Here is a 25,673-nt window from a genome sequence, read left to right on the forward strand (position 1 = left end):
ACGATGGTTGTGCGCCTACCCCCACCTCACCGCCCCAGCCGCCCGCGGACCATGCCCACGAGCGAGTTCAGTTCCTCGATGCGCATCCGGCGGGCGGCCACGAAGAAGACGCCGAGCAGGACGGCCCCACCGGCCAGGAGGGCGGCGAACGAGCCGGCGACGCCCTGGCCGAGGACCCGGCTGACGCCGTAGCAGGCCGCCCCGCTGACCAGCGCGGCCGGGACCGACGCGATGCAGAGCCGCGCATAGGTCCGCGTCACGCGGGCGCCGTCCAGATCACCGCCCAGCTTCACCCGCAGCCGTCGCCAGGCCACCCCGACGCCGATCGCGTACGCCAGGCCGTAGGAGGCCGCCATGCCCACCACGGCCCAGCGGGCGGGCAGGACGAGGTAGCACAGCCCGGAGGCCGCGGCGTTGCCGGCCGCCACGATGACCGTGTTGTAGAAGGGGGTGCGGGTGTCCTCGTATGCGTAGAAGGCGCGCAGGACGACGTACTGCACGGAATAGGGGATCAGGCCGAGGCCGAAGGCCATCAGCATGTAGCCCATGTTGGTGGCCTGGCTGGTGCCGGACGAGCCGAACATCAGGGTGCACATCGGGATGCCGAGCGCCACGAATCCGAAGGCGAGCGGCACGATCGCCACGGCGGTGGTGCGCAGGCCCTGCGAGATGTCGTCGCGGACCGCGCCGGCGTCGTTCTCGGCGGCCGAGCGGGAGATACGGGGCAGCAGGGCGGCCATCAGGGAGACGGTGATGATGGCCTGCGGCAGACCCCAGATCAGCTGGGCGTTGGCGTAGGCGGCGAAGCCGGTGCCCTCATCGTCCGACGCGATACCGGCCGCGGTGGACAGCTGGGTGACGACGAGGGCGCCGGCCTGGTTGGCCAGGACGAACAGGATCGTCCATTTGGCGAGCATGGCGGCCTTGCCGAGGCCGTGACCCCGCCAGTCGAAGCGCAGCCGCAGCCGGAACCCGGTCTCCCGCAGGTACGGGATCATGGCGAGGGACTGGACCACCAGGCCGAGCAGGATGCCGATGCCGAGGAGCCGCTGCCCCTCCGGCGGGATGCTCGTGACCGACATCCCGGAGCGCTCCGAGGTGCCGTATACCCAGATGAACATGCCGAGCGTCACGATGATGACGACGTTGTTCAGGACCGGGGTCCACATCATGGCGCCGAAGCGGCCGCGGGCGTTGAGGATCTGGCCCATCACGACGTGGACGCCCATGAAGAAGATCGAGGGCAGGAAGTAGCGCGTGAAGGTGACCGCCACCTCGTTGGCGGCGGGGTCGCCGGCGACCTTGGCCGACAGAGCGCTGACCAGGAGCGGCGCCGCGAACATCGCCAGTGCCGTGAGGGCGGCGAGCGCGACCATGACGACCGTCAGCAGACGGTTCGCGTAGGCCTCGCCCCTGTCCTCGTCGTCCTTCATGGCGCGCACGAGCTGCGGCACGAAGACGGAGTTGAGGCCACCGCCGACGGTCAGGATGTAGATCATCGTCGGCAGCTGGTAGGCGACCTGGAAGGAGTCGCCGAGCAGACCGAGGCCGAGTGCCGAGACGATCAGCATCGACCGGACGAACCCGGTGAGGCGGGACACCATCGTGCCGGCCGCCATGACGGCGCTGGACTTCAGCAGACCGCCGACCCGGCCGCCGCCCTTCTTCGCGACGGGCGCGGGGGCCGGGGCGGGCGCCGGCTCGTCGTTCTCGGCGGCCGCGACCGGTGCGGCTGCCTGCCGCGGGCCCGGAGCGGGCGCGGGGGACGGACCGGGGACCGTCGCCTGCTGGTACTGCTGCTGGCCGCCGCCCTGCTGCTGGTCCCGGAAGAGGTGCGCGAACGCGTCGTGCTCCGGGCGCTCCTCCGACGAGTGCGAGACGAGGTCGTCGACGCCCACGTACTGGGTCGTCCGAGGGTCGTCCCCGTACGGCAGGTACTGGGTCGGGCCCTCCGGCTCGGGCGCCGGTGTCTGCGCCCACACGTTCGGGTCGGGGGCGTACGGCGACTGCGGCGGCTGGGAGTAGAGCGGCTGCTGGGGCTGGTAGGTGCCCGGCGGGGGTGGCGGGTGCGAGGCACGGTCGTACAGCGCCTCGGCGACCGGGTCCTGGGCGGTGATGTCCTGCCCCTGGTAGGGGTCCTGGTCGTAGGCGTCCTGGAGGTACATGTCCGCCGGGTGCTGCGGCGGTACCTGGCCCTCGGGCGGCGGGCCCTCGGGGTGCCCCGAGCTGCCCGCGGCCTGGCCGCGGTCACCGTCGTACGGCGCGTTCATGGCTACCCCACCTCATCGTCCCGGGCCCACCGGCCACGACTTCGCTCAACGGTCCACTCTCTCACCCGTGCCGGACGGGTCGGCGTTTTCCGCTGCGGTGTCCGGGATCGGGTCACTCGGCTGCTCGGAGGCGCCTCCTCGGGCTCCGGCGCCCGACTGCTCGTCGGCGAGTTCCTCGTCCGTGGGACGTCCCGCAGGGCTTTCCGGGTTCTCCGGATCGTCCGCGGACTCGTTCGTCTGCCTGGGCCCGTCCTCCGCGGCCGCCCGCGCCGCCGCGCGCTTGCGCTGCGTGTACATGCGGAATCCGGCGAGGACGAGCAGCAGGAAGCCGCCGCCGATGACCAGCATCACCGTGGCCGTGAACTCGGTGACCCTCACGTCGAACTTGACGGGGTCGCCGTACTTCCGGCCGTCCTCCGTGTACAGCTGGGCGATCACGGTCGCCTTGCCGTTGGCCTGGGCGGACGCCGTGAACTTCACCGTCTGGCTGTGCCCGCCGGAGACCGCGACCTGCTGCTCGGTGTACGACTCGCCGTCGATCTCGAGGCGCCTCGGGGCGGTCGACGTGAGCCGCAGGACCAGGTGGTCGACCCCCTGCACCAGGTTGTTCGTCACCGTCACCGGGATCGTGGCGCTGCGGCCGGACAGCTTGGTCTCCGACTTGTCGATCAGCGTGACCTGGCCGGCGAGGGAGTCGACATACGCCTCCACACCGTTGCGGAAGTCCGCCGCCGTGCCGGCACGGCCGCGCCACGACGTCGACATCGTCCGGTTCATCGCCCGCCCGAAGGGGGTCACGACCCGTGACTGGTTGGTGAGGATGATCTTGAACCGGTCGAGCTTGTCCTGGATGGTGGCGATCTGCGCGAAGGCGCCCCGGGCCAGCTCCTGCTTGCGCAGGGCGGAGGGATACCGGGAGGCCGGCGGGACGCGCGTGGTGGCGGCCGAGTCGGGCTTGGCCGAGGCGGCTGCCGTGAGGTCCTGCGCCTGCGACCAGGAGCCGCCCTGCAGCGCCCGTACGGCCTCGGCCACGGTCTGGGCCTGGCTCGCGGTCGGCGTGCGCTGCGGAGCGACGACGATGTTGCGCTGCTTGCTCGTCTGGAGGTTCAGGGTCAGGCTCTGCGCGAGGAACCGCTGCACGGCGAGCGTCGAGGTCGACGCCCGGCTCAGATTGCCCTGGAACAGCGTCGACAGACGGGCGTCGGCGACGACGGCGCTGGTGCCGCCGCCGATCGGGCGGGCGGCGGAGGGGGTGTACGGGAGGCTGCTGTCCTCCGCCAGGCTGTCGCTGCGGGCGATCACCTTGTCCGCGCCGGCGGAGGTGGCGACCTTGACGATCGACGGGTCCACGGCGCCCTCGACCGGCCAGGCGAAGTCGGTGGCCGGTTCCACGTGGAGGATCGACTCGACGGTGTCCCCGGCCACGTCGGTCGCCTCCTTGAAGTGGTTCAGGGAGCCGGTGACGCTCGTGCCGTTGTGCGCCAGGGAGGCCAGGTCGGGGTCGCCGAAGGGCAGCGCCACGACCTCCTCGTCGTGTACCGCCTCCTGCAGGTCGGAGAGCCACTGCTTGGCGACGCCCTGGTGAGTGCCCGGCGTCGTCGTGTCGCCCTCGCCCTGGATGCTGTAGCGCTCCGTCATCGCGTCCACGGAGGCGAGCAGGTCGGGGTCGATCACCCAGGTGACGTCGAGTTCCTTGCCCAGCGCGACCATCTGCTGGAGACGGCCGCCGGGGGCGATCTCCTTGGCGAGGTCGTCGTCGCGGAAGACGGGCGTCTGTGACTCGTCCGAGCCGGTCTCGGCCGTCATGTGCGAGGTCGAGATCAGCGGCCACAGGACAGTCGTCCGCGTCTTGGTCTCGGCCCCGCCGGGCTGCCACGGCAGGAAGGTGCGCTGGATGCCGAGCACCTGCGACCAGGGCCGCGCAGCCGTCTCCCCGGACAGGGAGACGGAGAACTGGTACACGCCCGCCTCGTCGAGGTTCAGCTTGTCGACCGGCACCGCGATGCTGAAGCGCTGGGAGATGCCCGGGGCCAGCTTGGCGAACTCCTCGACGTACTTCCCGCCCACCGGGGCGCCGTCGAGGGCGGGCCGGTACGTGGTGCGGCGGGAGATCGTGTCGATGGCCGAGCGGGTTTTCACCGGCCGGCCCAGGACCAGATCCACCTGAGCGTCGGTGACCGTCCGCTTCCCCTTGTTGGTCACCGTGCCGGTGACCGTGACGGTGTCGCCCTCCACGGGGACGCTGGGGGTGAGGGAATCCACAGCCACATCGACCGAGCCGGGGCCCGATTCGGTGCTCAGGGAGTCCTGCACGGCCGCTTGCGCGAACGGGGCGGCGGACAGCTGGAGCAGACCGGCCAGCAGGGGCGCGCCGGCGAGCAGTGCCCCGGTGCGCCGCAGCCACCGGCGGGCAGGTGAGGGACTGGTCCCCTGGAAGTCTGCCGCCTCGGCCACGCGCTCGTCCGTCCTAGTCGTCGTCAGTGGTCGTCGGAATGTGCGTCCAGGCATGGTAACGATGCGCGCCGAGGGGAAGTGCCGCGGTCTCCCTCAGCAAGATCGAGTCCTGCGCCCATCCCGTCCTTTATATGCCCCTATAAAGGAGAGGGCTTCCGTACGGGGCAAGAGCAGGCCTTGTGCCTGTATCGATGGGGGTGTCCGCGCCGCAGAGAGCCGCCCCATAGGGAGCGGGCGGTCGCCCGGGCCACGTACCCTCTTCTGTTGTGCCGAACGCCAACGAAGACAAGCCCAGCGCCCTGAGCGAGGCGCAGCACCGTGCGGTCAGTGAACTGCTGCGGGTCGCGCCCGTCGCCGACGATCTCGCCCGCCGTTTCCAGGAGGCCGGGTTCTCCCTCGCCCTGGTCGGCGGATCGGTACGGGACGCGCTGCTCGGCCGGCTCGGCAACGACCTCGACTTCACGACCGACGCCCGTCCCGAGGACGTGCTGAAGATCGTGCGCCCGTGGGCGGACGCGGTGTGGGAGGTCGGGATCGCGTTCGGCACGGTCGGGGCGCAGAAGGACGGCTACCAGATCGAGGTGACGACGTACCGCTCGGAGGCGTACGACCGGACCTCGCGCAAGCCCGAGGTGTCGTACGGCGACTCCATCGAGCAGGATCTCGTCCGACGTGACTTCACCGTGAACGCGATGGCCGTCGCCCTCCCCGAGAAGGAGTTCGTCGACCCGCACGGAGGACTCGAGGATCTCGCCGAGCGGGTCCTGCGGACGCCCGGTACACCCGAGGAGTCGTTCTCGGACGATCCGCTGCGCATGATGCGCGCTGCGCGTTTCGCGGCCCAGCTGGACTTCGAGGTGGCGCCAGAGGTCGTGACGGCCATGACGGACATGGCCGGGCGCATCGAGATCGTCTCCGCGGAGCGGGTACGGGACGAGCTGAACAAGCTGATCCTCTCCGACCACCCCCGCAAGGGCCTGACGCTGCTGGTCGACACCGGGCTCGCCGACCACGTTCTGCCCGAACTCCCGGCCCTGCGGCTGGAGAGCGACGAGCATCACCGGCACAAAGACGTGTACGAGCACACGCTGATCGTGCTGGAGCAGGCGATGGCCCTCGAGGAGAACGGCCCCGACCTGACGCTGCGGCTGTCGGCGCTGCTGCACGACATCGGCAAGCCGCGGACGCGCCGCTTCGAGAAGGACGGCCGGGTCTCGTTCCACCACCACGAGGTGGTCGGCGCGAAGATGACCAAGAAGCGCATGACGGCGCTGAAGTACTCCAACGAGCTCGTGAAGGACGTCTCACGCCTCGTCGAGCTCCACCTGCGCTTCCACGGCTACGGCACCGGGGAGTGGACGGACTCGGCGGTGCGCCGTTACGTCCGTGACGCCGGCCCGCTCCTCGAGCGCCTTCACAAGCTGACCCGCTCGGACTGCACGACGCGCAACAAGCGCAAGGCGGCGGCGCTGTCCCGCGCCTACGACGGCCTGGAGGAGCGCATCGCCCAGCTCCAGGAGCAGGAGGAGCTCGACGCCATCCGCCCGGACCTCGACGGCAACCAGATCATGGAGATCCTCGGCGTCGGACCAGGCCCGGTCATCGGGAAGGCGTATCAGCACCTGCTGGAGCTCCGGCTGGAGCATGGACCGATGGAGCATGACGCGGCGGTGGCGGCACTCAAGGAGTGGTGGGCCACACAGGACTGAAGTCTGCGGGGAGACTGTGTTTCACGTGAAACACAGCTGCGGACGCACCGAGGGGCGATGTTTCACGTGAAACATCGCCCCTCGGTGCGGAAGCCCAGAGCACGAACTCGGAGCACGAACTCAGATCAGGCGTCCTTCAGGCACAGCAGGAAGTTGTCGCCGTCGCCGGTCTGGGCGTAGAAGCTCGTCGCACCGCTGACCTTGCGGCACTCCGTCTCGGCGGTGAACGAGGTGTAGGTGCCGTCGATCTTCTTCAGGACCTTGGCCTCGGCCTCCGAGGACGTGCAGTCGACGACCTCCATCTCGTCACTGGAGGAGGAGGCGGACTTCAGGCAGTCGCCCACCTTCGCCTGGTTCGCGTCGTCCAGGCTGGTTATGTAGCCGACGACGATGGCAGTGACGATGCCGACGCCCACCAGGATGTTCTTGACCGTCTTGAAGCTGACCTTGCGACGGGGCTGCTCCGGCGGGATGGGGGCGAAGGGTGCGGCGCCCTGCGGGGGGACACCCGGTGCGCCCGGCTGCTGAGGGTACGGAGCCTGGCCCTGCGGAGCCTGGGCGTACGGATTCTGGCCCTGGGCGAATGGATTGCCCTGGGGCGGCGGAGTCGACACTTGGGGGTCCCCCTAGAACATGGGTGCTGATCGCGAGCTATGCGCGATGTAAGACGCACGTAAGTTATCGGTCCGCGCTGACAATTCCCCACCCGGGAGTGGCTCTGTGTCATTGCCGTGACACGGGCCGCCTCTCAAACCGGGCGATAGCAACCGCAACCGCCGTGTAGATAACGGCGATCGTGACAATGAGCGCAGCCGAGCGGCCGTCCGGAGGCAGTATCAGGGCGGCCACGGCCGCGGCTCCGACGAAGGCGACGTTGAACAGCACGTCGTAGACGGAGAAGGTCCGGCCACGGAAGCCGTCGTCGACGGAGGACTGCACCACGGTGTCCGTGGCGATCTTCGCTCCCTGCGTCGTCACGCCCAGGACGAAGGCCGCCACCAGCATGGGAACGGTGGCGAAGGGCAGACCGAGTGCGGGCACCAGGACGGCGGCGACGCCCGCGCAGACGGCGATCCAACGCCCCGGTCCGAGACGTCCCGCGGCAGCCGGCGTCACCACGGCCGCGGTGAAGAAGCCGGCGCCGGACAGGCCCAACGCCATACCGAGCAGGGCGAGTCCGTCCTCCGTGTCCGAGGTGAAGGCGTACCGGCACAGCATCAGCAGCATGACCAGCAGGGCGCCGTAGCAGAAGCGCATCAGAGTCATCGCCAGCAGCGCCCAGGCGGCCTCCCGGCGCGGCGGGGCGGCGAGATGGCGTACGGCCGCCGCCAGGTCCCGCGCGGTGCCGGACAGCGCCGCCGCGAGGCGGAGCCGCACCAATTCGGTATCGGGACCCAGCAGTTGCGGCGCCATCCGCAAGGAGGCCAGACCCGCGCACAGGTACAGGGCGGCCCCGCAGAGCACCACGGCGGCGTCCGAGTCCCACACCGCCAGCCGGACGAGGAAGGCGAGACCGGCGCCCATGGTCGCGGCGAGCGTCCCGGCGGTCGGGGAAAGGGAGTTGGCGATGACGAGCCGATCGCCGTCCACCACCCGGGGCAGCGCGGCGGACAGCCCGGACAGCACGAAGCGGTTGACCGCGGTGACGCACAGGGCGGAGACGTAGAAGAGCCAGTCGGGCACGTCGGCGACGATGAGCACGGCCGTGGCCGACGCCAGCACGGTGCGCAGCACGCTGCCGTACAGCAGGACCTGGCGGCGGCGCCAACGGTCGAGCAGCACACCGGAGAAGGGGCCCACCAGGGAGTACGGCAGCAGCAGCACCGCCATGGCGGCGGCGATCGCGCCGGCGGAGCTCTGCTTCTCCGGCGAGAAGACGACGTACGTGGCGAGGGCGGTCTGGTAGACGCCGTCGGCGCCCTGCGAGAACAGGCGCACGGCGAGCAGGCGCCGGAAGTCCCGGAAGTGCCACAGGACCCGCAGGTCACGTACGACGGACATGGGGCACAGCCTCACATACGGCGAGGGCCCCCGGGACGACCCAGGGACCCTCGGCAGCTCTGGCAGGAGCGTTCTGGTGCGGCACCGCGCGCTCGGGGCGCGGTGCCGCGATGTCTCACCGACGCACGGACCGCTGTCCGGGCCGGAGGACGGGGGTGCCGTCGTGCTTAGCGCTCGACCTCGCCCTTGATGAACTTCTCGACGTTCTCCCGGGCCTGGTCGTCGAAGTACTGGACCGGCGGGGACTTCATGAAGTAGCTCGACGCCGACAGGATCGGGCCGCCGATACCGCGGTCCTTGGCGATCTTCGCGGCGCGCAGGGCGTCGATGATGACACCGGCGGAGTTCGGGGAGTCCCAGACCTCGAGCTTGTACTCCAGGTTCAGCGGGACGTCACCGAAGGCACGGCCCTCGAGGCGGACGTAGGCCCACTTGCGGTCGTCGAGCCAGGCCACGTAGTCGGACGGGCCGATGTGGACGTTCTTCTCGCCGAGATCGCGGTCGGGGATCTGCGAGGTGACGGCCTGGGTCTTCGAGATCTTCTTCGACTCGAGGCGGTCACGCTCGAGCATGTTCTTGAAGTCCATGTTGCCGCCGACGTTCAGCTGCATCGTGCGGTCCAGGACGACACCGCGGTCCTCGAACAGCTTCGCCATGACGCGGTGCGTGATGGTGGCGCCGACCTGGGACTTGATGTCGTCACCGACGATCGGGACGCCCGCCTCGGTGAACTTGTCCGCCCACTCCTTGGTGCCGGCGATGAAGACCGGGAGGGCGTTGACGAAGGCGACCTTGGCGTCGATGGCGCACTGGGCGTAGAACTTCGCCGCGTCCTCGGAACCCACGGGCAGGTAGCAGACCAGGACGTCGACCTGCTTGTCCTTGAGGACCTGGACGATGTCGACCGGGGCCTCGGCGGACTCCTCGATGGTCTCGCGGTAGTACTTGCCCAGGCCGTCGAGGGTGTGGCCGCGCTGGACGGTCACACCGGAGCGCGGCACGTCGCAGATCTTGATCGTGTTGTTCTCGCTGGCGCCGATGGCGTCCGCGAGGTCGAGTCCGACCTTCTTCGCGTCGACGTCGAACGCGGCGACGAACTCGATGTCGCTCACGTGGTAGTCGCCGAACTGCACGTGCATCAGGCCGGGGACCCTGGACGCCGGGTCGGCGTCCTTGTAGTACTCGACTCCCTGAACCAGCGACGCGGCGCAGTTGCCCACGCCGACGACGGCTACGCGAACCGAACCCATTCCGGTTGCTCCCTGTGTGTACGAGTGAGGTCCTGAGTGGATCTCACGTGGCGGTGTCGTCGGGCGTATCCGGTCGGGAGGTGTCTCCCGCCCGGGGCAGGCCGCCCGGCGTTCCATGAGTGGTGTCCGGCGAGTCGGGCTCCCCGGAAGCGGGACCCTTCAGGTCCCGCCCGGCCCGCTCGCTCTCGATGAGCTCGTTCAGCCAGCGCACTTCGCGCTCCACGGACTCCATCCCGTGGCGCTGCAGCTCAAGCGTGTAGTCGTCGAGGCGCTCCCGGGTGCGTGCCAAGGAGGCGCGCATCTTCTCCAGACGCTCCTCCAGCCGGCTGCGGCGGCCCTCCAGTACGCGCATGCGTACGTCCTGCGGGGTGCGTCCGAAGAAGGCGAATCGGGCAGCGAAATGCTCGTCCTCGTACGCGTCGGGGCCGGTCTGCGAGAGCAGTTCCTCGAAGTGCTCCTTACCTTCTGCCGTCAACCGGTAGACGATTTTGGCGCGACGCCCCGCGAGGGGTGCGGCAAGGGCGTCCTCGGTGGTGTTCCCCGGTTCCTCGATCAACCAGCCGTTGGTGACCAGCGTCTTGAGGCAGGGGTAGAGCGTGCCGTAACTGAAGGCACGGAACACACCCAGTGACGTATTGAGTCGTTTGCGCAGCTCATAGCCGTGCATAGGGGACTCACGGAGCAGTCCGAGAACGGCGAACTCGAGGATCCCGGAACGCCGGCTCATCCGCTCGCCTCCTCGCCTTATCTCTCGCTGATGTATCGACTCGATACATCAGCACGATAGAACGGCCTCCCGGAAGCGACAAGTGGGAAGAGAGTGAACGGGATCACATCACCGTCTCGTGTCGACTGACTTGCCTGATTTGGGGTGAAGTTCGGGGTCGCGAGTACTTTGACGGTGCGTAGTCTGTGCGCCATGCACAGCACCGGGAACCAAGTGACGCCAGAGGACGTCGTCGTCCTTGGTGCAGTACGGGTGAATGCGAAACCGCTCACATCCGTATGTCGGGGGGACCGGAAAACAGCCGCCGTTGCCAGGCGCCCAGGGGTGCGCCTGTCCGAGGAGTAGTCGTTCGATGAGCGAGCACCGTCGCAAACCGCCGCCGCCGCAGGGAGGCGGACGTGCCGCGGCCCGACGCGGCCAGTCCGGCTCGTCCACCGGCCGCCGTGCGGCACCGCGAGGCGCCACCGGATCTCCTTCCGACCCGTACGGGTCGGGTGCCACCGGATCAGGAGGCGAGGACCGACTGTACGGCGGCCGCGCCGAGGCGCGACGCGCGGCACAAAGAAGCAGTGGCAGCCGCCGCAGGGCGCCCGAACCGACGAGGGGGGGCCGCCGCGCGGCTCCAGGCAGAGGACGTTCGGCACCGCCCGCGGAGAAGCGGTTCATCGACTATCCGCGCGCCGGCAAGTACGGCGCTGCGCGCTGGCTGCCGTCCTGGAAGCTCGTGACGGGACTCTTCCTCACCTTCATGGGAGGCCTGATCGCGGCCGCGGGCATCGGATACGCCATGGTGGGCATCCCGAAGGCCCAGGACACGGCCATGGCCCAGAACAACGTCTTCTACTGGTCCAACGGCAAGCAGATGGCTGCTACCGGTGGCCAGACGAACCGCCAGCTGGTGAGCGACGCGGAGATCCCACCGGAGATCAAGAACGCGGTGGTCTCCGCCGAGAACGCGTCTTTCTACGACGACAAGGGCATCGACCCGGCCGGTATCGGCCGCGCGCTCTTCAACATGGCCAGGGGCGGGGAGACGCAGGGTGGTTCGACCATCACCCAGCAGTACGTGAAGAACACCTACCTGAGCCAGGAGCAGACACTCTCCCGGAAGTTCAAGGAGCTGTTCATCTCCATCAAGGTCAACCAGAAGATGTCGAAGGACGAGATCCTCGCTGGTTACCTCAACACCGCCTACTACGGCCGCAACGCTTACGGCATTCAGGCGGCGGCCCAGGCGTACTTCGGGGTCGACGCGAGGAAGCTCACGCCGTCGCAGTGCATCTTCCTTGCCTCGGTGCTGAAGGGCCCGAACTTCTACAACCCCGACGGCGGTGTGGGCGCCAACGCCACGAAGGAGCTGAACACCGCGCGCGTCAAGGAACGCTGGTCGTGGATCCAGGGCCGCATGGTCGAGGTGGGGCGCATGACCCAGGCCGAGCGGGCCAAGGTCGGTGAGTTCCCGAAGCTGAAGAAGCAGACCTCCAACCTCTCCGGTCAGACGGGTTACCTGATCGACATCGCCAAGGAGTACGTGGCCAAGAAGGCGAATCTGTCCCCCGAGGATCTGGAGAAGGGCGGCTACCGCATCTACACGACCTTCGACAAGGACAAGGTCAACGAGCTGGCGGCGGCCGTCGGGAAGACGGAGAAGAGCTTCCTCGACCCCAAGAGGCGCGAGAAGGACAAGCACGTCCAGTTCGGTGGCGCGTCGGTCGACCCCAAGACGGGTGCGATCGTCGCGATCTACGGCGGCGCCGGCTACAACAAGGGTCACTACTCCAACAACGCCAACACTCTGGGCGTGCCGGTCGGATCGACCTGGAAGCCCATCGTGCTGGCGGCCGCGATGAAGTACGGGACCTACGAGACCGACGGCGAGCCGCTCTCTCCGATGGCCCGGTACAACGGCGACGACCTCCTCGTCATCAAGGACAGGAACGGCGACCCGATCATGGGTGACAACGGAAAGCCGTTCCGTCAGAAGAACGAGGGCACCAAGGCCTGGGGCATGGTCACGCTCCGCAAGGCCATGGAGCAGTCGATCAACAGCCCGTTCGCCCAGCTGGGCATCGATGTCGGTCTGGCCAATACGCAGGAGCTCGCCCAGGACATGGGCATCTCGTCGGCCTTCTTCGACAAGGCGAACATCAAGAACGTGTCGTTCTCGCTCGGTACCTCGACCCCGAGCGCGATCCGGATGGCGGACGCGTACGGAAGCTTCGCCAACTCCGGGGCGCACTACGAGCCGTACTCCGTCACCAAGGTGATCAAGGACGGCGAGCCGCTCCCGGGCTTCGCACCCCCGGAGAAGGAAACGGCCATGGACGCCAACGTCGCGAACAACGTGACGGACGTCCTCGAGAACGTGGTCCAGAACGGCACCGGTAAGAAGGTCGCGGACATCGGGTTCCCGGTGGCCGGCAAGACCGGTACGACCGACGAGAACAAGTCGGCGTGGTTCGTCGGCTACACCCGCGAGCTGTCGACGGCCGTGACGCTGTTCCGTACGGATCCGGACAAGGGCAAGCTGCTCTCCATGAACGGCACCGGTGGCGTCTCCTCCATCCACGGTGGTGACATCCCCGCGCAGGTCTGGAGGGACTACATGGCCGAGGCCATGAAGAGCTACGGCACGCCGGAGCCCTTCCCCGAGCCCGAGCCCATCGGCGAGATCATCAACGACACGCCCACGCCGTCCGTGGTGCCCACCCCCACGGAGACGGAGGAGGCGACTCCCTCCGAGACGCCGACCCCGTCCGAGACGCCCACGCTGACGCCGACCCCGACGGATACGTGCGACCCGTTCGACTTGCGGTGTGAGAACGACAACGGTGGACAGAACGGTGGTGCCAACGGGGGTCCGACCTCCTCGCCGACAGCCACCGCGACCGCGACCGATGACAGCGGCGGGGGCAACAACAACGGCGGCGGCAACGGCGCCGGAGGCATTTTCGGTCGACCATCCGGCTGACCGAGAGCCGAAGGGCTCTACCGCGACGAGAAGGCCGGTGGCCGGCACCCGAGGTTGGGGTGCCGGCCACCGGCTTTTGGCCCTCTGGCGTCCGTACAGAGGCCGCAGGGACAGGTCCTGGAACCCAGGCGGGTGCGCCGTGCTGCCGCATCGAGTCTGAGCAGCCTTCTGCGATCCCTGTTTCACGTGAAACGTCGGGTTTCACGTGAAACAGTCACTGGCCGCGGTATGGCTTCCCGACGCTGCTCTCCGATACGTGCGGCAGGATGTGCCCCATGCCCAGTGCAGAGACGACGCCCATGAGCGCGCATGAGCCGGATCAGGTGCGGCCGACCAGGGAGGACAAGGTCGCCGCGCGTGGCAGTGAGCTGATCGGTGGCCCGATCGGGCGGCGCGCCCTGCTCGGGACGTCCTGGTGGACGCCGGTACGGATCATCGCGCTAGTGGCCATCGGCATGTTCGCTCTCGGCCTGGTCCAGAAGGCGCCCTGCTACAACGGGGCCTGGTTCTTCGGTGCCAGCTCCCAGTACACGCACGCCTGCTACTCGGACATCCCGCACCTGTACCAGGGGCGGGGCTTCGCCGACGGCTTGGTGCCGTACTTCGACAAGCTGCCCGGCGACATGCAGTACCTCGAGTACCCGGTGCTGACCGGCGTCTTCATGGAGGTCGCGTCCTGGCTCACTTCGGACAGCGGCAGCATCCAGGACCAGGAGCAGTGGTACTGGATGGTCAACGCCGGGATGCTGATGGTCTGCGCCGCGGTCATCGCCGTCTGCGTGACCCGGACCCACCGCCGGCGTCCCTGGGACGGCCTGCTCGTCGCTCTGGCCCCCGCCTTCGCGCTGACCGCGACCATCAACTGGGATCTGCTGGCCGTGGCCCTGACGGCCGCGGCGATGCTGATGTGGTCACGTGGCCGGTCGCTCGCCTTCGGGATCCTGCTGGGCCTGGCCACGGCCGCCAAGCTGTACCCCGTCTTCCTGCTCGGGGCGCTGTTCGTGCTGTGCTGGCGCGCGGCCCGATGGCGGGACTTCGGGCGGGCGCTGGGCGGGACCGCGCTCGCCTGGGCGGTGGTCAATCTCCCGGTCATGCTGCTCGCGTGGGACGGGTGGTCGCAGTTCTACCGGTTCAGTCAGGAGAGGGGCGTCGACTTCGGCTCCTTCTGGCTGATCCTGGTCCAGAACTCCACGGACCCGCTGAGCACCGAGACCGTCAACACCTTCGCCACGCTGCTGATGCTGCTGTGCTGCGCCGGGATCGCGGTGCTGACGCTCACCGCGCCGCGTCGGCCTCGCTTCGCCCAGCTGGCCTTCCTGATCGTCGCGGCGTTCATCCTCACCAACAAGGTCTACTCGCCGCAGTACGTCCTGTGGCTGGTGCCCCTGGCCGCGCTGGCCCGGCCCAGGTGGCGGGACATCCTCATCTGGCAGGCCTGCGAGGTGGCGTACTTCCTCGGCATCTGGATGTACCTCGCCTACACGACCAGCGGAGACGCCCACAAGGGCCTGCCGCCCGACGGCTACCACTGGGCCATCGGCCTGCATCTGCTGGGCACGCTGTACCTGGTCGCCGTCGTCGTGCGGGACATCCTGATGCCGGAGCGCGACCCGGTGCGCCAGGGCGGCGAGGACGACCCCTCGGGCGGTGTCCTCGACGGGGCGGAGGACGTGTACGTGTACGGAGCGGCAGCCCACCCACCGCGTCATGCCGCCCATGACGAGGAAGGCCGGCAGGTGGCTTGGGGCGACCGGGAGGCCGTCGACGGTTCGCTCTGAGCGAACAGAGGCCGGAGAGCGGTATGCAGAAGGCCGTACACGGTGGATTCCATGTACGGCCTTACGCAGCTTCCGCAGCTTCCGCAGCTTCCGCAGCTTCCGCGCTGAACGGCTCGGCTCAGCGGTCCACGATGCGGTCGAACTGCGTGGTGGTGTGCCGCAGATGGGCGACCAGCTCGTCACCGACCTTCGGCTCGGGCGCGTCCGCCGGCACGAAGAGGATCGACACCTGCATGTGCGGGGGCTCCGCGAACCAGCGCTGTTTACCGCCCCACACGAAGGGCGAGAGGTTCCGGTTCACCGTGGCGAGGCCGGCGCGGGCGACTCCCTTGGCGCGCGGCATGACGCCGTGCAGCGCCTTCGGCGCCTCCAGGCCCACACCGTGCGACGTGCCGCCCGCCACGACCACCAGGAAGCCGTCGGAGGCCGTCTTCTGCTGGCGGTAACCGAAACGGTCGCCCTTGGACACGCGCGTGACGTCGAGGACCGCGCCGCGGTACTCGGTGGCGTCGTGGTCCCCCAGCCACAGCCGCGTCCCGATCCGGGCGCGGAAGCGGGTCTGCGGGAACTGCTGCTGCAGGCGCGCCAGTTCCTCGGCCTTGAGGTGGCTCACGAACATGGTGTGCAACGGCAGCCGGGCCGCCCGCAGCCGGTCCATCCAGCCGATGACCTCCTCGACGGCGTCCGAGCCGTCCGTGCGGTCGAGCGGCAGGTGGATGGCGAAGCCCTCCAGCCGGACGTTCTCTATGGCGGCGTGCAACTGGGACAGCTCGTGCTCGCCCACTCCGTGCCGCTTCATCGAGGACATCACCTCGATGACGACGCGGGCACCCACGAGGCCGTACACGCCGTCCACCGACGACACCGAGCGGATGACCCGGTCCGGCAGCGGAACCGGCTCCTCACCGCGGCGGTACGGGGTCAGCACCAGCAGGTCGCCGCCGAACCAGTCCTTGATGCGCGCGGCCTCGTACGTCGTGCCGACCGCGAGGACGTCGGAGCCCAGCCGGGTGGCCTCCTCCGCCAGCCGCTCGTGCCCGAACCCGTAGCCGTTGCCCTTGCAGACCGGTACGAGGCCCGGGAACTGCTCCTGCACGTGCTTGTGGTGCGCCCGCCAGCGCGCGGTGTCGACGTAGAGCGTGAGCGCCATGGCCGGACCTGGAACCTTTCTCGTGGCTGCGGTGTATCAGAGGTGTGGAAGCTATCGACGGTGCAGCTATTGACGGTATCGAAGCAGGGCGCGCGGGGTCAGCGACGCGACATGTAGATGTCGAGTGCCTTGTGCAGCAGCTTGTTCAGCGGGAAGTCCCACTCGCCGAGGTACTCGGCGGCCTGACCGCCGGTGCCGACCTTGAACTGGATCAGACCGAAGAGGTGGTCGGTCTCGTCCAGCGAGTCGGAGATGCCGCGCAGGTCGTAGACCGTGGCGCCGAGCGCGTAGGCGTCGCGCAGCATCCGCCACTGCATCGCGTTCGAGGGCCGGACCTCGCGGCCGATGTTGTCGGAGGCGCCGTAGGAGTACCAGACGTGGCCGCCGACGATGAGCATCGTCGCCGCCGACAGGTTCACACCGTTGTGCCGCGCGAAGTACAGCCGCATGCGGTTGGGGTCCTCAGTGTTGAGGGCCGTCCACATGCGCTGGAAGTACGACAGGGGGCGCGGCCGGAAGTGGTCGCGCACGGCCGTGATCTCGTACAGACGCTGCCACTCCTCCAGGTCCTGGTAACCGCCCTGGACGACCTCGACGCCGGCCTTCTCGGCCTTCTTGATGTTGCGGCGCCACAGCTGGTTGAAGTTCTTGTGGACCTCTTCCAGCGAGCGGTTGGCCAGCGGCACCTGGAAGACATAGCGGGGCTGTACGTCGCCGAAGCCGGCCCCGCCGTCCTCGCCCTGCTGCCAGCCCATACGGCGCAGCTTGTCGGCGACCTCGAAGGCGCGCGGCTCGATGAAGTCGGCCTCGATGTCGCGCAGCCGCTTCACGTCCGGGTTCTGGATGCCCTGCTTGATGGAGCCCGCGTCCCAGCGTCGGATGATCACCGGCGGGCCCATCTTCACGGAGAAGGCGCCCTGCTGCTTCAGGTGCGCGAGCATCGGCTCCAGCCACTCGGTCAGGTTCGGGGAGAACCAGTTGATGACCGGGCCCTCGGGCAGATAGGCGAGGTAGCGCTTGATCTTGGGCAGCTGGCGGTAGAGGACGAGACCCGCGCCGACCAACTGGCCGCTGCCGTCGAACCAGCCGAGGCTCTCCGAGCGCCACTCCGCCTTGACGTCAGCCCAGGCCGGGACCTGCATGTGGCTCGCCGACGGCAGGCTCTGGATGTACGCCAGATGCTGCTCGCGACTGATCGTCCTCAGGGTCAGGCTCATTCGGGGCGCTCCTCGGGCTGGTGTGTCCCCATGGGAACAGGGGCTCCGGCTCTAGCGCCGAAGCCTACTGCGCCCGGGGAGCGCCTCGACCGGGCGTACGAAAGCTCCGCCCCGGCGCCGGGCGCCTCCGGGGCGTTCGTGGGTGTTCTATGCGGTGTTGTGGCGATGTCCGGTGGCCGGCCTCCCGGCCACCGGTTCGAGGAGGGCTGTCGTGGGCGTGTCAGATGCCGCCGAAGAGCCCGCCGTGTGCCATGCCGAGGAAGAAGCCGACTCCCGATGCGCCGAGGCCCACGATCAGGCCGAAGCGCTCACGGGTCGTCACCGAGATCCAGTGGCCGTAGGCACCGGTGGCGATGCCGATCAGACCGGTCCAGGAGCTGAGCAGGTGCAGGCTGTGGAACTGGGCCGTGATGAAGGACGTGATGCCGAGCACCAGGGTCACCACGAGCAGGGTGTCCTGGAGGGGATGGGCCTTTCCGTCCGTGGCGAAGAGGCCTCCGGCGGTGTTGGGTCGCAATGCCTGTGCCATAGGGCACCTCCTGCGAAAAGCGGCGCATCGTAGCGCCATACACACCCGATGTGTACAGATTGTGGCCGACGGCGGCCGGATTTCAACCGGAAGCCGGTGTGCAGGTACTGTGTACCGTCTGCACCGGTGTCTGCCCGGCTTCGGGAGAACCGCAAGGTCACCCCCGATTGTCAGTGGCGGCCGATACCGTTGCGTACGCATCACGACCCTCCTGCCACGGAACGACCGTGGCCGCTGAGTCCAAAGGAGGTGGGTTCCACATGCGTCACTACGAGGTGATGGTCATCCTCGACCCCGATCTGGAGGAGCGCGCTGTCGCCCCCCTGATCGAGAACTTCCTCTCCGTCGTCCGTGAGGGCAACGGCAAGGTCGAGAAGGTCGACACCTGGGGCCGTCGTCGTCTCTCGTACGAGATCAAGAAGAAGCCCGAGGGCATCTACTCGGTCATCGACCTGCAGGCCGAGCCTGCGGTCGTCAAGGAGCTCGACCGCCAGATGAACCTGAACGAGTCGGTCCTCCGGACCAAGGTCCTCCGTCCCGAGACTCACTGAGCTCCGCTCAGCTGATTTCGGGATTCGAGTAGCAAGCAGCCAGAGCAAACCCGCCGAGAGGTTCCCCCATGGCAGGCGAGACCGTCATCACGGTGGTCGGCAATCTTGTCGACGACCCCGAGCTGCGCTTCACCCCGTCCGGTGCGGCGGTCGCGAAGTTCCGTGTCGCGTCCACTCCCCGCACCTTCGACCGTCAGACGAACGAGTGGAAGGACGGCGAGAGCCTCTTCCTCACCTGCTCGGTCTGGCGTCAGGCGGCGGAGAACGTCGCCGAGTCGCTCCAGCGAGGCATGCGCGTCATCGTGCAGGGCCGGCTGAAGCAGCGGTCCTATGAGGACCGTGAGGGTGTCAAGCGCACGGTCTACGAGCTGGACGTCGAGGAAGTCGGCGCCAGCCTGCGCAACGCCACGGCCAAGGTCACCAAGACCTCCGGTGGCGCTCGCGGTGGCCAGGGCGGTTACGGCGGCGGCGGTGGCGGCGGCCAGGCCGGCGGCGGCTGGGGCGGTGGCTCCGGCGGCGGTCAGCAGGGCGGCGGCGCTCCCGCCGACGACCCGTGGGCGACCGGCGCTCCCGCTGGTGGCAACCAGGGCGGCGGCGGCTGGGGTGGAAACTCCGGCGGCGGCGGTGGCGGCGGCTACTCGGACGAGCCCCCCTTCTAGACCTTCGGGTCCAGGGGTGGGCCGTACCCCACACTTCTTGATCACACAGGAGATACACCATGGCGAAGCCGCCTGTGCGCAAGCCGAAGAAGAAGGTCTGCGCTTTCTGCAAGGACAAGGTCACGTACGTGGACTACAAGGACACGAACATGCTGCGGAAGTTCATTTCCGACCGCGGCAAGATCCGTGCCCGCCGCGTGACCGGCAACTGCACGCAGCACCAGCGTGACGTCGCCACGGCCGTGAAGAACAGCCGTGAGATGGCGCTGCTGCCCTACACGTCCACCGCGCGATAAGGGAAGGGTGACCGACACATGAAGATCATCCTCACCCACGAGGTCTCCGGCCTCGGTGCCGCGGGCGACGTCGTCGACGTCAAGGACGGTTACGCTCGCAACTACCTGATCCCGCGGAAGCTCGCTATCCGCTGGACCAAGGGTGGCGAGAAGGACGTCGAGCAGATCCGTCGCGCTCGCAAGATCCACGAGATCCAGACCATCGAGCAGGCCAACGCTGTGAAGGCCCAGCTCGAGGGTGTCAAGGTCCGCCTGGCCGTCCGCTCCGGCGACGCCGGTCGGCTCTTCGGCTCCGTCACCCCGGCCGACGTCGCTTCGGCGATCAAGGCTGCCGGTGGCCCCGAGGTCGACAAGCGCCGCATCGAGCTTGGCACGCCGATCAAGACCCTGGGCGCCCACGAGACGTCCGTGCGTCTGCACCCCGAGGTGGCCGCCAAGGTCAACATCGAGGTCGTCGCGGCCTGATCACCGCACTCGGCTTGATGAGCTGAAAGAAGGGGGCCGCACCCGGACGGGTGCGGCCCCCTTCTTCGTGGGCCGGCATCGCGAGCGCAGCTCATATGCCGCGGGTTCGTTTCACGTGAAACACGCTGTTCCACGTGAAACCGTCAGCGGGTCGCTCCCGTGACGATCCAGCGGCCGGAGCGCGCCCGGAGCCAGAGCGTCAGCATGCGGACCGTCATCATCAGCGTCATGGCTGCCCAGATCCCGGTCAGGCCGCCGCCGATGACGGGGATCAGCAGAGCCACGGGGGCGAACACGGCCAGCGTGGCCACCATCGCCCAGGCGAGATAGGGGCCATCGCCGGCCCCCATCAGGACACCGTCCAGGACGAAGACCACGCCGCAGATCGGCTGGGAGAGCGCCACCACGAGCAGTGCGGGTAGCGCGGTGTCCTGGACGGCGCCGTCACTGGTGAACAGGGGCAGGAACAGCGGGCGGGCGGCCACCACGAGCAGTCCGAGGCCGATGCCGGAGGCGATGCCCCACTCGACCATGCGGCGGCATACGGCCCGGGCTCCTTCACCGTCACCGGCGCCCAGATACCGCCCGATGATCGCCTGTCCCGCAATGGCGATGGCGTCGAGCGCGAAGGCGAGCAGGCTCCACAGCGACAGGATGATCTGGTGGGCCGCGACATCGGCGTCTCCCAGCCGGGCGGCGACGGCCGTGGCGATCATCAGGATGGCCCGTAGTGACAGCGTGCGGACGAGGAGCGGCACACCGGCGTGGGCGGAGGCACGTATGCCTGCCGCGTCCGGGCGCAGGGAGGCCCCGTGTGCGCGGGCTCCGCGGATGACGACCAGGAGGTAGACGGCTGCCATCCCGCACTGCGCCAGGACGGTTCCCCAGGCCGAACCGGCGATGCCGAGGTCGGCGCCGTAGACCAGGCCGACGTTGAGCAGAGCGTTGGCGATGAAGCCACCGACGGCCACATAGAGGGGGGTGCGAGTGTTCTGAAGCCCGCGCAGCACTCCGGTGGCAGCGAGGACGACCAGCATCGCGGGGATGCCGAGCGCCGAGATGCGCAGATAGGTGGTCGCGTACGGGGTGGCTGTGTCGGAGGCACCGAAGAGTTCGATGAGGAACGGTGCCGTGGGCAGGACGACCGTCACGACGGCGGCGCCCAGAAGAAGTGCCAGCCAGATGCCGTCCATGCCCTGGCGGATGGCCGACGGCAGATCACCGGCGCCGACGCGTCGGGCGACGGCCGCCGTGGTGGCATAGGCGAGGAAGACGAACACGCTGACGGCTGTCACCAGGAGGGCTGACGCGACACCGAGTCCGGCGAGCTGCGCGGTGCCGAGATGGCCGACGATCGCACTGTCGGCCATGACGAAGAGGGGCTCGGCGACCAGTGCGCCGAAGGCTGGGACGGCCAGGGCGACGATCTCTCGATCGTGCTGTCGACGGGCAGCCTTGGGAGACGCGGGGGCCTGTGTCATGGCCATCAATGTAATCGTCCACAGGTAAGTGATGCAATCTCGTTGCGACCCTTACTGACCGTCTGGTGCTGTGAGTCGTCGCGCACCGTTCGAAGGGAACTTGGCCAGACCGGCAAACTTTTTCTTCTGCACAGCCGGTGGACGGCAAATGACCAGGTCAGCGCCGTGGTGTGGGCAAGGTCGCAGGCTTGTTCACAGGGCTGTCCACCGTGTCGTGCACAGGTTTCGCGGAGTTCTCCACAGCATCTGGGCCGTCGTCCACATGGCCTGTGGATAACCAGATTGGCTGACGCCCTCCGCACCTCTACCGTGGTCCGGCGCCCACTCCGTCCGACGGCTGGAAAACCGCCGCAATCCCGACGTGACACAACCGGAGGTGGGGCTCTCGATTGTCAGAGGCGTGCCGTAGAACTGAGGGCATGCGAGGTCCGCTCGGCGGACGGGAGGAGGTGGCTCGGTGAGTATTTCCGAGCCCTTGGACGACCCGTGGGCCGACAGCGGTCCCAGTGATCGTCTTCCCGCCTCCCGGCGCCGCGGTGACAGCATCCGCGGCCGTGACGAGCAGCATGACCGAGGCAGAGACAGCGGGGAGTGGGACGGCGGAGGAGCCACCTTCGAGCGTGTCCCGCCCCAGGATCTCGACGCCGAGCAGTCCGTTCTCGGCGGCATGCTGCTGTCGAAGGACGCCATCGCCGACGTCGTCGAGGTCATCAAGGGTCACGACTTCTACAAGCCCGCACACGAGACGATCTTCCAGGCGATCCTCGACGTCTATGCGAAGGGCGAGCCGGCCGACCCGATCACCATCGCCGCGGAGCTCACCAAGCGCGGCGAGATCAACAAGGTCGGCGGTGCGGCCTATCTGCACACCCTCGTGCAGACGGTGCCGACGGCGGCGAACGCCGAGTACTACGCGGAGATCGTCCACGAGCGGGCCGTCCTGCGCCGCCTGGTCGAGGCCGGGACCCGCATCACGCAGATGGGATACGCGGCCGACGACGACGTCGATGAGATCGTCAACCGCGCCCAGGCGGAGATCTACGCGGTCACCGAGCAGCGCACCAGCGAGGACTACCTGCCGCTCGGCGACATCATGGAGGGCGCCCTCGACGAGATCGAGGCGATCGGCTCCCGCACCGGTGAGATGACCGGCGTCCCGACGGGATTCACCGACCTCGACTCGCTCACCAACGGACTCCACCCAGGTCAGATGGTCGTCATCGCGGCCCGCCCCGCCATGGGCAAGTCCACGCTCGCGCTCGACTTCGCCCGTGCGGCGTCGATCAAGCACAACCTGGCGAGCGTCATCTTCTCCCTGGAGATGGGGCGCAACGAGATCGCGATGCGTCTGCTCTCGGCCGAGGCTCGCGTGGCCCTGCACCACATGCGCTCCGGCACGATGACGGACGAGGACTGGACGCGGCTGGCCCGCCGGATGCCCGAGGTCTCGGCGGCCCCGCTCTACATCGACGACTCCCCGAACCTCTCGATGATGGAGATCCGCGCGAAGTGCCGTCGCCTGAAACAGCGCAACGACATCAAGCTCGTGATCATCGACTACCTCCAGCTCATGCAGTCCGGCGGCTCCAAGCGCTCCGAGAGCCGTCAGCAGGAGGTCTCGGACATGTCCCGTAACCTCAAGCTGCTCGCCAAGGAGCTCGAGGTCCCGGTCATCGCCCTCTCGCAGCTCAACCGTGGTCCCGAGCAGCGCACCGACAAGAAGCCGATGGTGTCCGACCTGCGTGAGTCCGGCTCCATCGAGCAGGACGCCGACATGGTCATCCTGCTGCACCGCGAGGACGCCTACGAGAAGGAGTCGCCCCGCGCCGGCGAGGCCGACATCATCGTGGGCAAGCACCGTAACGGCCCGACGGCGACGATCACCGTGGCGTTCCAGGGCCACTACTCACGCTTCGTGGACATGGCACAGACCTGACGGGACGCCCGCCGTGGCCTCCGACGCCGGCAGAAGGGGCGGTGGAGGACCGGGCGGAGCGAATGCGCTCGACCTGCGCCCAGGCGGCGGGGTGGACTGGGGGCATGACGACATCCCAGGAAGAGCTCCTGCCCGCCACGCGGCGTGCGCTGTTGCACCGGATTGCCGTGGGCCAGGCCGAAGGGCGGGCGCCCTCGTTGGTCGCGGCGGTCGTCCGGGGTGGCCGGGCGGTGTGGCACGGCTCGCGCACCTCCGTCGACGGCCACGGCCCGGACGAGAACGTGCAGTACCGGATCGGCTCGATCACCAAGACGTTCACGGCGGTGCTCGTGCTGCGCCTGCGGGACGAGGGCCTGCTCGACCTGAGTGACCCGCTGGAGAAGCATCTGCCGGGTACCGGCGCGGGGGAGGCCACGATCGCCCAACTGCTCGCGCACAGCAGCGGGCTGGCGGCCGAGTCGCCCGGGCCCTGGTGGGAGCGGACCTCCGGGGCGCTGCGGCCCGAGCTCGCGGACGTCCTGGGTGAGCAGCCGTTCCTGCATCCGTCGGGTCGCCGGTTCCATTACTCGAACCCCGGCTACACCCTCCTGGGGGCGCTGGTCGAGAGGCTGCGCGGGGCACCCTGGGAGGACGTGCTCCGCAGGGAAGTGCTCGAACCCCTGGGCCTCTCGCGCACCACCACCCGGCCACAGGCCCCGCACGCCGGCGGCTGGGCCGTGCACCCCTGGGCCGATGTGATGCTGCCCGAACCGGTGGAGGATTTGGGCAGTATGGCTCCCGCAGGTCAGCTGTGGTCGACGACCGCCGATCTGGCACGGTTCGCCGTCTTCCTGGCCCGCGAGGACGAACGGGTGCTCAGCGCCGACACTCTCCGGGAGATGAGAACACCCGCGGCCCCGCAGGAGACGGCGGACGTGGCGAGCGGTTACGCGTATTGCCTCGGCCTGGAGACCCGGTACCAGGACGGCAGGACGCTCGTCGGGCACACGGGGTCCCTGCCGGGCTTTCTCGCCTGTCTCACCATGAGCGTGGACGACGATGTGGCGGCGGTGGTCCTCGCCAACTGCACGTCCGGCCCGCTGCCGTTCACGGTCGCCGCCGACCTCGTCCGTATCGTCGCCGAGGCCGAGCCGCGCATTCCCGAGCCCTGGCGCCCGATGCCCGATGTCGATCCGGCGGTGCTGGAGCTGGCGGGGCCCTGGTACTGGGGAACCCATGCCTTCGCCCTGCGTCTCATCTCGGACGGGATGGTGGTGCTGGAGCCGCTGTCGGGGAAGGGGCGCGGCTCGCGGTTCCGGTCCAAGGGGGACGGCACCTGGATGGGGCTGGAGGGTTACTACGCGGGCGAGCGCCTGAAGGCCGTACGGCGACCGGACGGCACCGTGGACCACCTGGACCTCGGGTCCTTCGTCTTCACGCGGCAGCCGTACGAGGAGGGGGCGGCCGTGCCGGGTGGTGTGGACCCCGAGGGCTGGCGGGGGATCGGGACCGTCTGACGGACGAGCGAAGCGCCTGTTTCACGTGAAACAGGCGCTTTTCGCTGTGCGGTCCACCGCACGGATACGAGTACGAGCCGTCAGAGCGGGAGCTTGAAGCCTGTGTGCGAAGGGGTGAAACCCAGACGCTCATAGAAGCGGTGTGCGTCCGTTCGGGTCTTGTCGGACGTCAGTTGCACCAGTTGGCAGTCCTGACACCGGGACTCGTCCACCGCCCACTCGATGAGCCGGCTTCCGAGACCGCTCCCGCGTTCGTCGGCGTGGATGCGGACACCCTCGATGATCGACCTCGTCGCACCGCGACGCGACAGTCCCGGAACGATCGTGAGCTGGAGTGTGCCGACGACGCGGCCTTCGCGCACGGCGACGACCACATGCTGGTGAGGATCGCCCTGGAGGCGCTCCAGGGCAGCCAGATAGGGGGTCAGATCGTCCGGTGACTCGCGCTGAGCGCCCAGCGGATCGTCGGCGAGCATGCCGACGATGGCCGGGACGTCGTCGGCGACCGCGGGGCGTATCTCAAGATCTCCCATGCCCGCACCCTATGCGGGGGGCGGAAGCGACTCCACCACGCGGACGAGGGGGGCGAGTTCGGGGTTGCGGGCGGCGTCGTCGAGTGCTTCGCGGAGGGCTTTGTCGTGGGTGGGGCGGGCCTGGTCGAGGAGGCGGAGTCCGGCGTCGGTGACGTCGGTGTAGATGCCGCGCCGGTCGGTGGGGCAGAGGTAGCGGGAGA

20 protein-coding genes and 1 pseudogene are annotated in these 25,673 nt (G+C 68.7%); 9 read left to right on the top strand and 12 right to left on the bottom strand.

The window, feature by feature from the left end:
- Positions 1-26: 26 nt before the first annotated feature.
- Both murJ and ABZ899_RS29295 read right to left on the bottom strand, forming a co-directional pair.
- Entirely contained in the window at positions 27-2,270 is a 2,244-nt protein-coding gene (gene murJ, locus ABZ899_RS29290) for a murein biosynthesis integral membrane protein MurJ (protein WP_361351575.1), read from the bottom strand.
- A gap of 45 nt (positions 2,271-2,315) precedes the next feature.
- Complete coding sequence (locus ABZ899_RS29295; protein WP_361351578.1) at positions 2,316-4,724, bottom strand: DUF6049 family protein; 2,409 nt, start codon at positions 4,722-4,724, stop codon at positions 2,316-2,318.
- Positions 4,725-4,990: 266 nt separating this feature from the next.
- Between ABZ899_RS29295 and ABZ899_RS29300 the strand changes: the two genes are divergently transcribed.
- Positions 4,991-6,433, top strand: coding sequence for a CCA tRNA nucleotidyltransferase (locus ABZ899_RS29300; protein WP_361351581.1), 1,443 nt, complete (start codon positions 4,991-4,993; stop codon positions 6,431-6,433).
- A gap of 125 nt (positions 6,434-6,558) precedes the next feature.
- On the opposite strand, the gene ABZ899_RS29305 is transcribed toward ABZ899_RS29300, so the two are convergent.
- From ABZ899_RS29305 to ABZ899_RS29320, 4 genes are all read right to left on the bottom strand, one after another.
- Positions 6,559-7,047 (bottom strand): hypothetical protein, encoded by a 489-nt coding sequence (locus tag ABZ899_RS29305; RefSeq protein ID WP_361351583.1) that lies wholly within the window; start codon positions 7,045-7,047, stop codon positions 6,559-6,561.
- A 109-nt stretch (positions 7,048-7,156) separates the two neighbouring features.
- The gene (locus ABZ899_RS29310) at positions 7,157-8,434 is read right to left on the bottom strand and encodes an MFS transporter (RefSeq protein WP_361351586.1); all 1,278 of its coding nucleotides are present in this window, start codon (positions 8,432-8,434) and stop codon (positions 7,157-7,159) included.
- A gap of 167 nt (positions 8,435-8,601) precedes the next feature.
- Positions 8,602-9,684, bottom strand: coding sequence for an inositol-3-phosphate synthase (locus ABZ899_RS29315; protein WP_361351589.1), 1,083 nt, complete (start codon positions 9,682-9,684; stop codon positions 8,602-8,604).
- 43 nt (positions 9,685-9,727) lie between these two features.
- Positions 9,728-10,411, bottom strand: a complete 684-nt coding sequence (locus ABZ899_RS29320; RefSeq protein ID WP_361351592.1) for a helix-turn-helix transcriptional regulator — start codon at positions 10,409-10,411, stop codon at positions 9,728-9,730.
- Between the two features lie 724 nt (positions 10,412-11,135).
- Between ABZ899_RS29320 and ABZ899_RS29325 the strand changes: the two genes are divergently transcribed.
- Together ABZ899_RS29325 and ABZ899_RS29330 are read left to right on the top strand one after the other, a co-directional pair.
- A complete protein-coding gene (locus ABZ899_RS29325; RefSeq protein ID WP_361351595.1) occupies positions 11,136-13,382 on the top strand; it encodes a transglycosylase domain-containing protein in 2,247 nt (748 codons plus the stop codon).
- 275 nt (positions 13,383-13,657) lie between these two features.
- Positions 13,658-15,160, top strand: coding sequence for a glycosyltransferase 87 family protein (locus ABZ899_RS29330; RefSeq protein WP_361351597.1), 1,503 nt, complete (start codon positions 13,658-13,660; stop codon positions 15,158-15,160).
- A 118-nt stretch (positions 15,161-15,278) separates the two neighbouring features.
- Here the strand turns inward: ABZ899_RS29330 and ABZ899_RS29335 are convergent, their stop codons facing one another.
- From ABZ899_RS29335 to ABZ899_RS29345, 3 genes are all read right to left on the bottom strand, one after another.
- Positions 15,279-16,310 (bottom strand): alanine racemase, encoded by a 1,032-nt coding sequence (locus ABZ899_RS29335; protein WP_361351599.1) that lies wholly within the window; start codon positions 16,308-16,310, stop codon positions 15,279-15,281.
- 98 nt (positions 16,311-16,408) lie between these two features.
- Positions 16,409-17,527 carry a peptidoglycan bridge formation glycyltransferase FemX gene (gene femX / locus ABZ899_RS29340; RefSeq protein ID WP_108707771.1) on the bottom strand — a complete coding sequence of 373 codons (1,119 nt, stop codon included), beginning with the start codon at positions 17,525-17,527 and terminating at the stop codon, positions 16,409-16,411.
- Between the two features lie 220 nt (positions 17,528-17,747).
- Positions 17,748-18,056 carry a hypothetical protein gene (locus ABZ899_RS29345; protein ID WP_361351602.1) on the bottom strand — a complete coding sequence of 103 codons (309 nt, stop codon included), beginning with the start codon at positions 18,054-18,056 and terminating at the stop codon, positions 17,748-17,750.
- A 260-nt stretch (positions 18,057-18,316) separates the two neighbouring features.
- On the opposite strand from ABZ899_RS29345, the gene rpsF reads away from it, so the two are divergent.
- The 4 genes from rpsF (at position 18,317) to rplI (ending at position 20,027) form a co-directional block, all read left to right on the top strand.
- On the top strand, positions 18,317-18,607 hold the full coding sequence (gene rpsF, locus ABZ899_RS29350; protein WP_005482942.1) for a 30S ribosomal protein S6: 291 nt from the start codon (positions 18,317-18,319) through the stop codon (positions 18,605-18,607).
- A gap of 68 nt (positions 18,608-18,675) precedes the next feature.
- A complete protein-coding gene (locus ABZ899_RS29355; protein ID WP_283287827.1) occupies positions 18,676-19,266 on the top strand; it encodes a single-stranded DNA-binding protein in 591 nt (196 codons plus the stop codon).
- 59 nt (positions 19,267-19,325) lie between these two features.
- A complete protein-coding gene (gene rpsR, locus ABZ899_RS29360) occupies positions 19,326-19,562 on the top strand; it encodes a 30S ribosomal protein S18 (protein ID WP_003949403.1) in 237 nt (78 codons plus the stop codon).
- Between the two features lie 18 nt (positions 19,563-19,580).
- Positions 19,581-20,027, top strand: a complete 447-nt coding sequence (gene rplI / locus ABZ899_RS29365; protein WP_361351605.1) for a 50S ribosomal protein L9 — start codon at positions 19,581-19,583, stop codon at positions 20,025-20,027.
- Positions 20,028-20,170: 143 nt separating this feature from the next.
- Here rplI and ABZ899_RS29370 read toward each other — a convergent pair whose 3' ends face one another.
- Entirely contained in the window at positions 20,171-21,508 is a 1,338-nt protein-coding gene (locus ABZ899_RS29370) for an MATE family efflux transporter (RefSeq protein ID WP_361351607.1), read from the bottom strand.
- Positions 21,509-21,965: 457 nt separating this feature from the next.
- Here ABZ899_RS29370 and dnaB point away from each other — a divergent pair, with 457 nt between their 5' ends.
- Together dnaB and ABZ899_RS29380 are read left to right on the top strand one after the other, a co-directional pair.
- On the top strand, positions 21,966-23,444 hold the full coding sequence (dnaB, locus tag ABZ899_RS29375; RefSeq protein ID WP_062665891.1) for a replicative DNA helicase: 1,479 nt from the start codon (positions 21,966-21,968) through the stop codon (positions 23,442-23,444).
- A 104-nt stretch (positions 23,445-23,548) separates the two neighbouring features.
- The gene (locus ABZ899_RS29380; RefSeq protein WP_361351610.1) at positions 23,549-24,940 is read left to right on the top strand and encodes a serine hydrolase domain-containing protein; all 1,392 of its coding nucleotides are present in this window, start codon (positions 23,549-23,551) and stop codon (positions 24,938-24,940) included.
- An 80-nt stretch (positions 24,941-25,020) separates the two neighbouring features.
- On the opposite strand, the gene ABZ899_RS29385 is transcribed toward ABZ899_RS29380, so the two are convergent.
- Both ABZ899_RS29385 and ABZ899_RS29390 read right to left on the bottom strand, forming a co-directional pair.
- On the bottom strand, positions 25,021-25,473 hold the full coding sequence (locus tag ABZ899_RS29385; RefSeq protein ID WP_361351613.1) for a GNAT family N-acetyltransferase: 453 nt from the start codon (positions 25,471-25,473) through the stop codon (positions 25,021-25,023).
- A gap of 9 nt (positions 25,474-25,482) precedes the next feature.
- A pseudogene (locus ABZ899_RS29390) lies at positions 25,483-25,673 on the bottom strand (MarR family transcriptional regulator); the annotation flags it as partial.

It is taken from the genome of Streptomyces sp. NPDC046859, from assembly GCF_040645135.1.
In the GTDB taxonomy this organism is placed as follows: Bacteria; Actinomycetota; Actinomycetes; order Streptomycetales; family Streptomycetaceae; genus Streptomyces.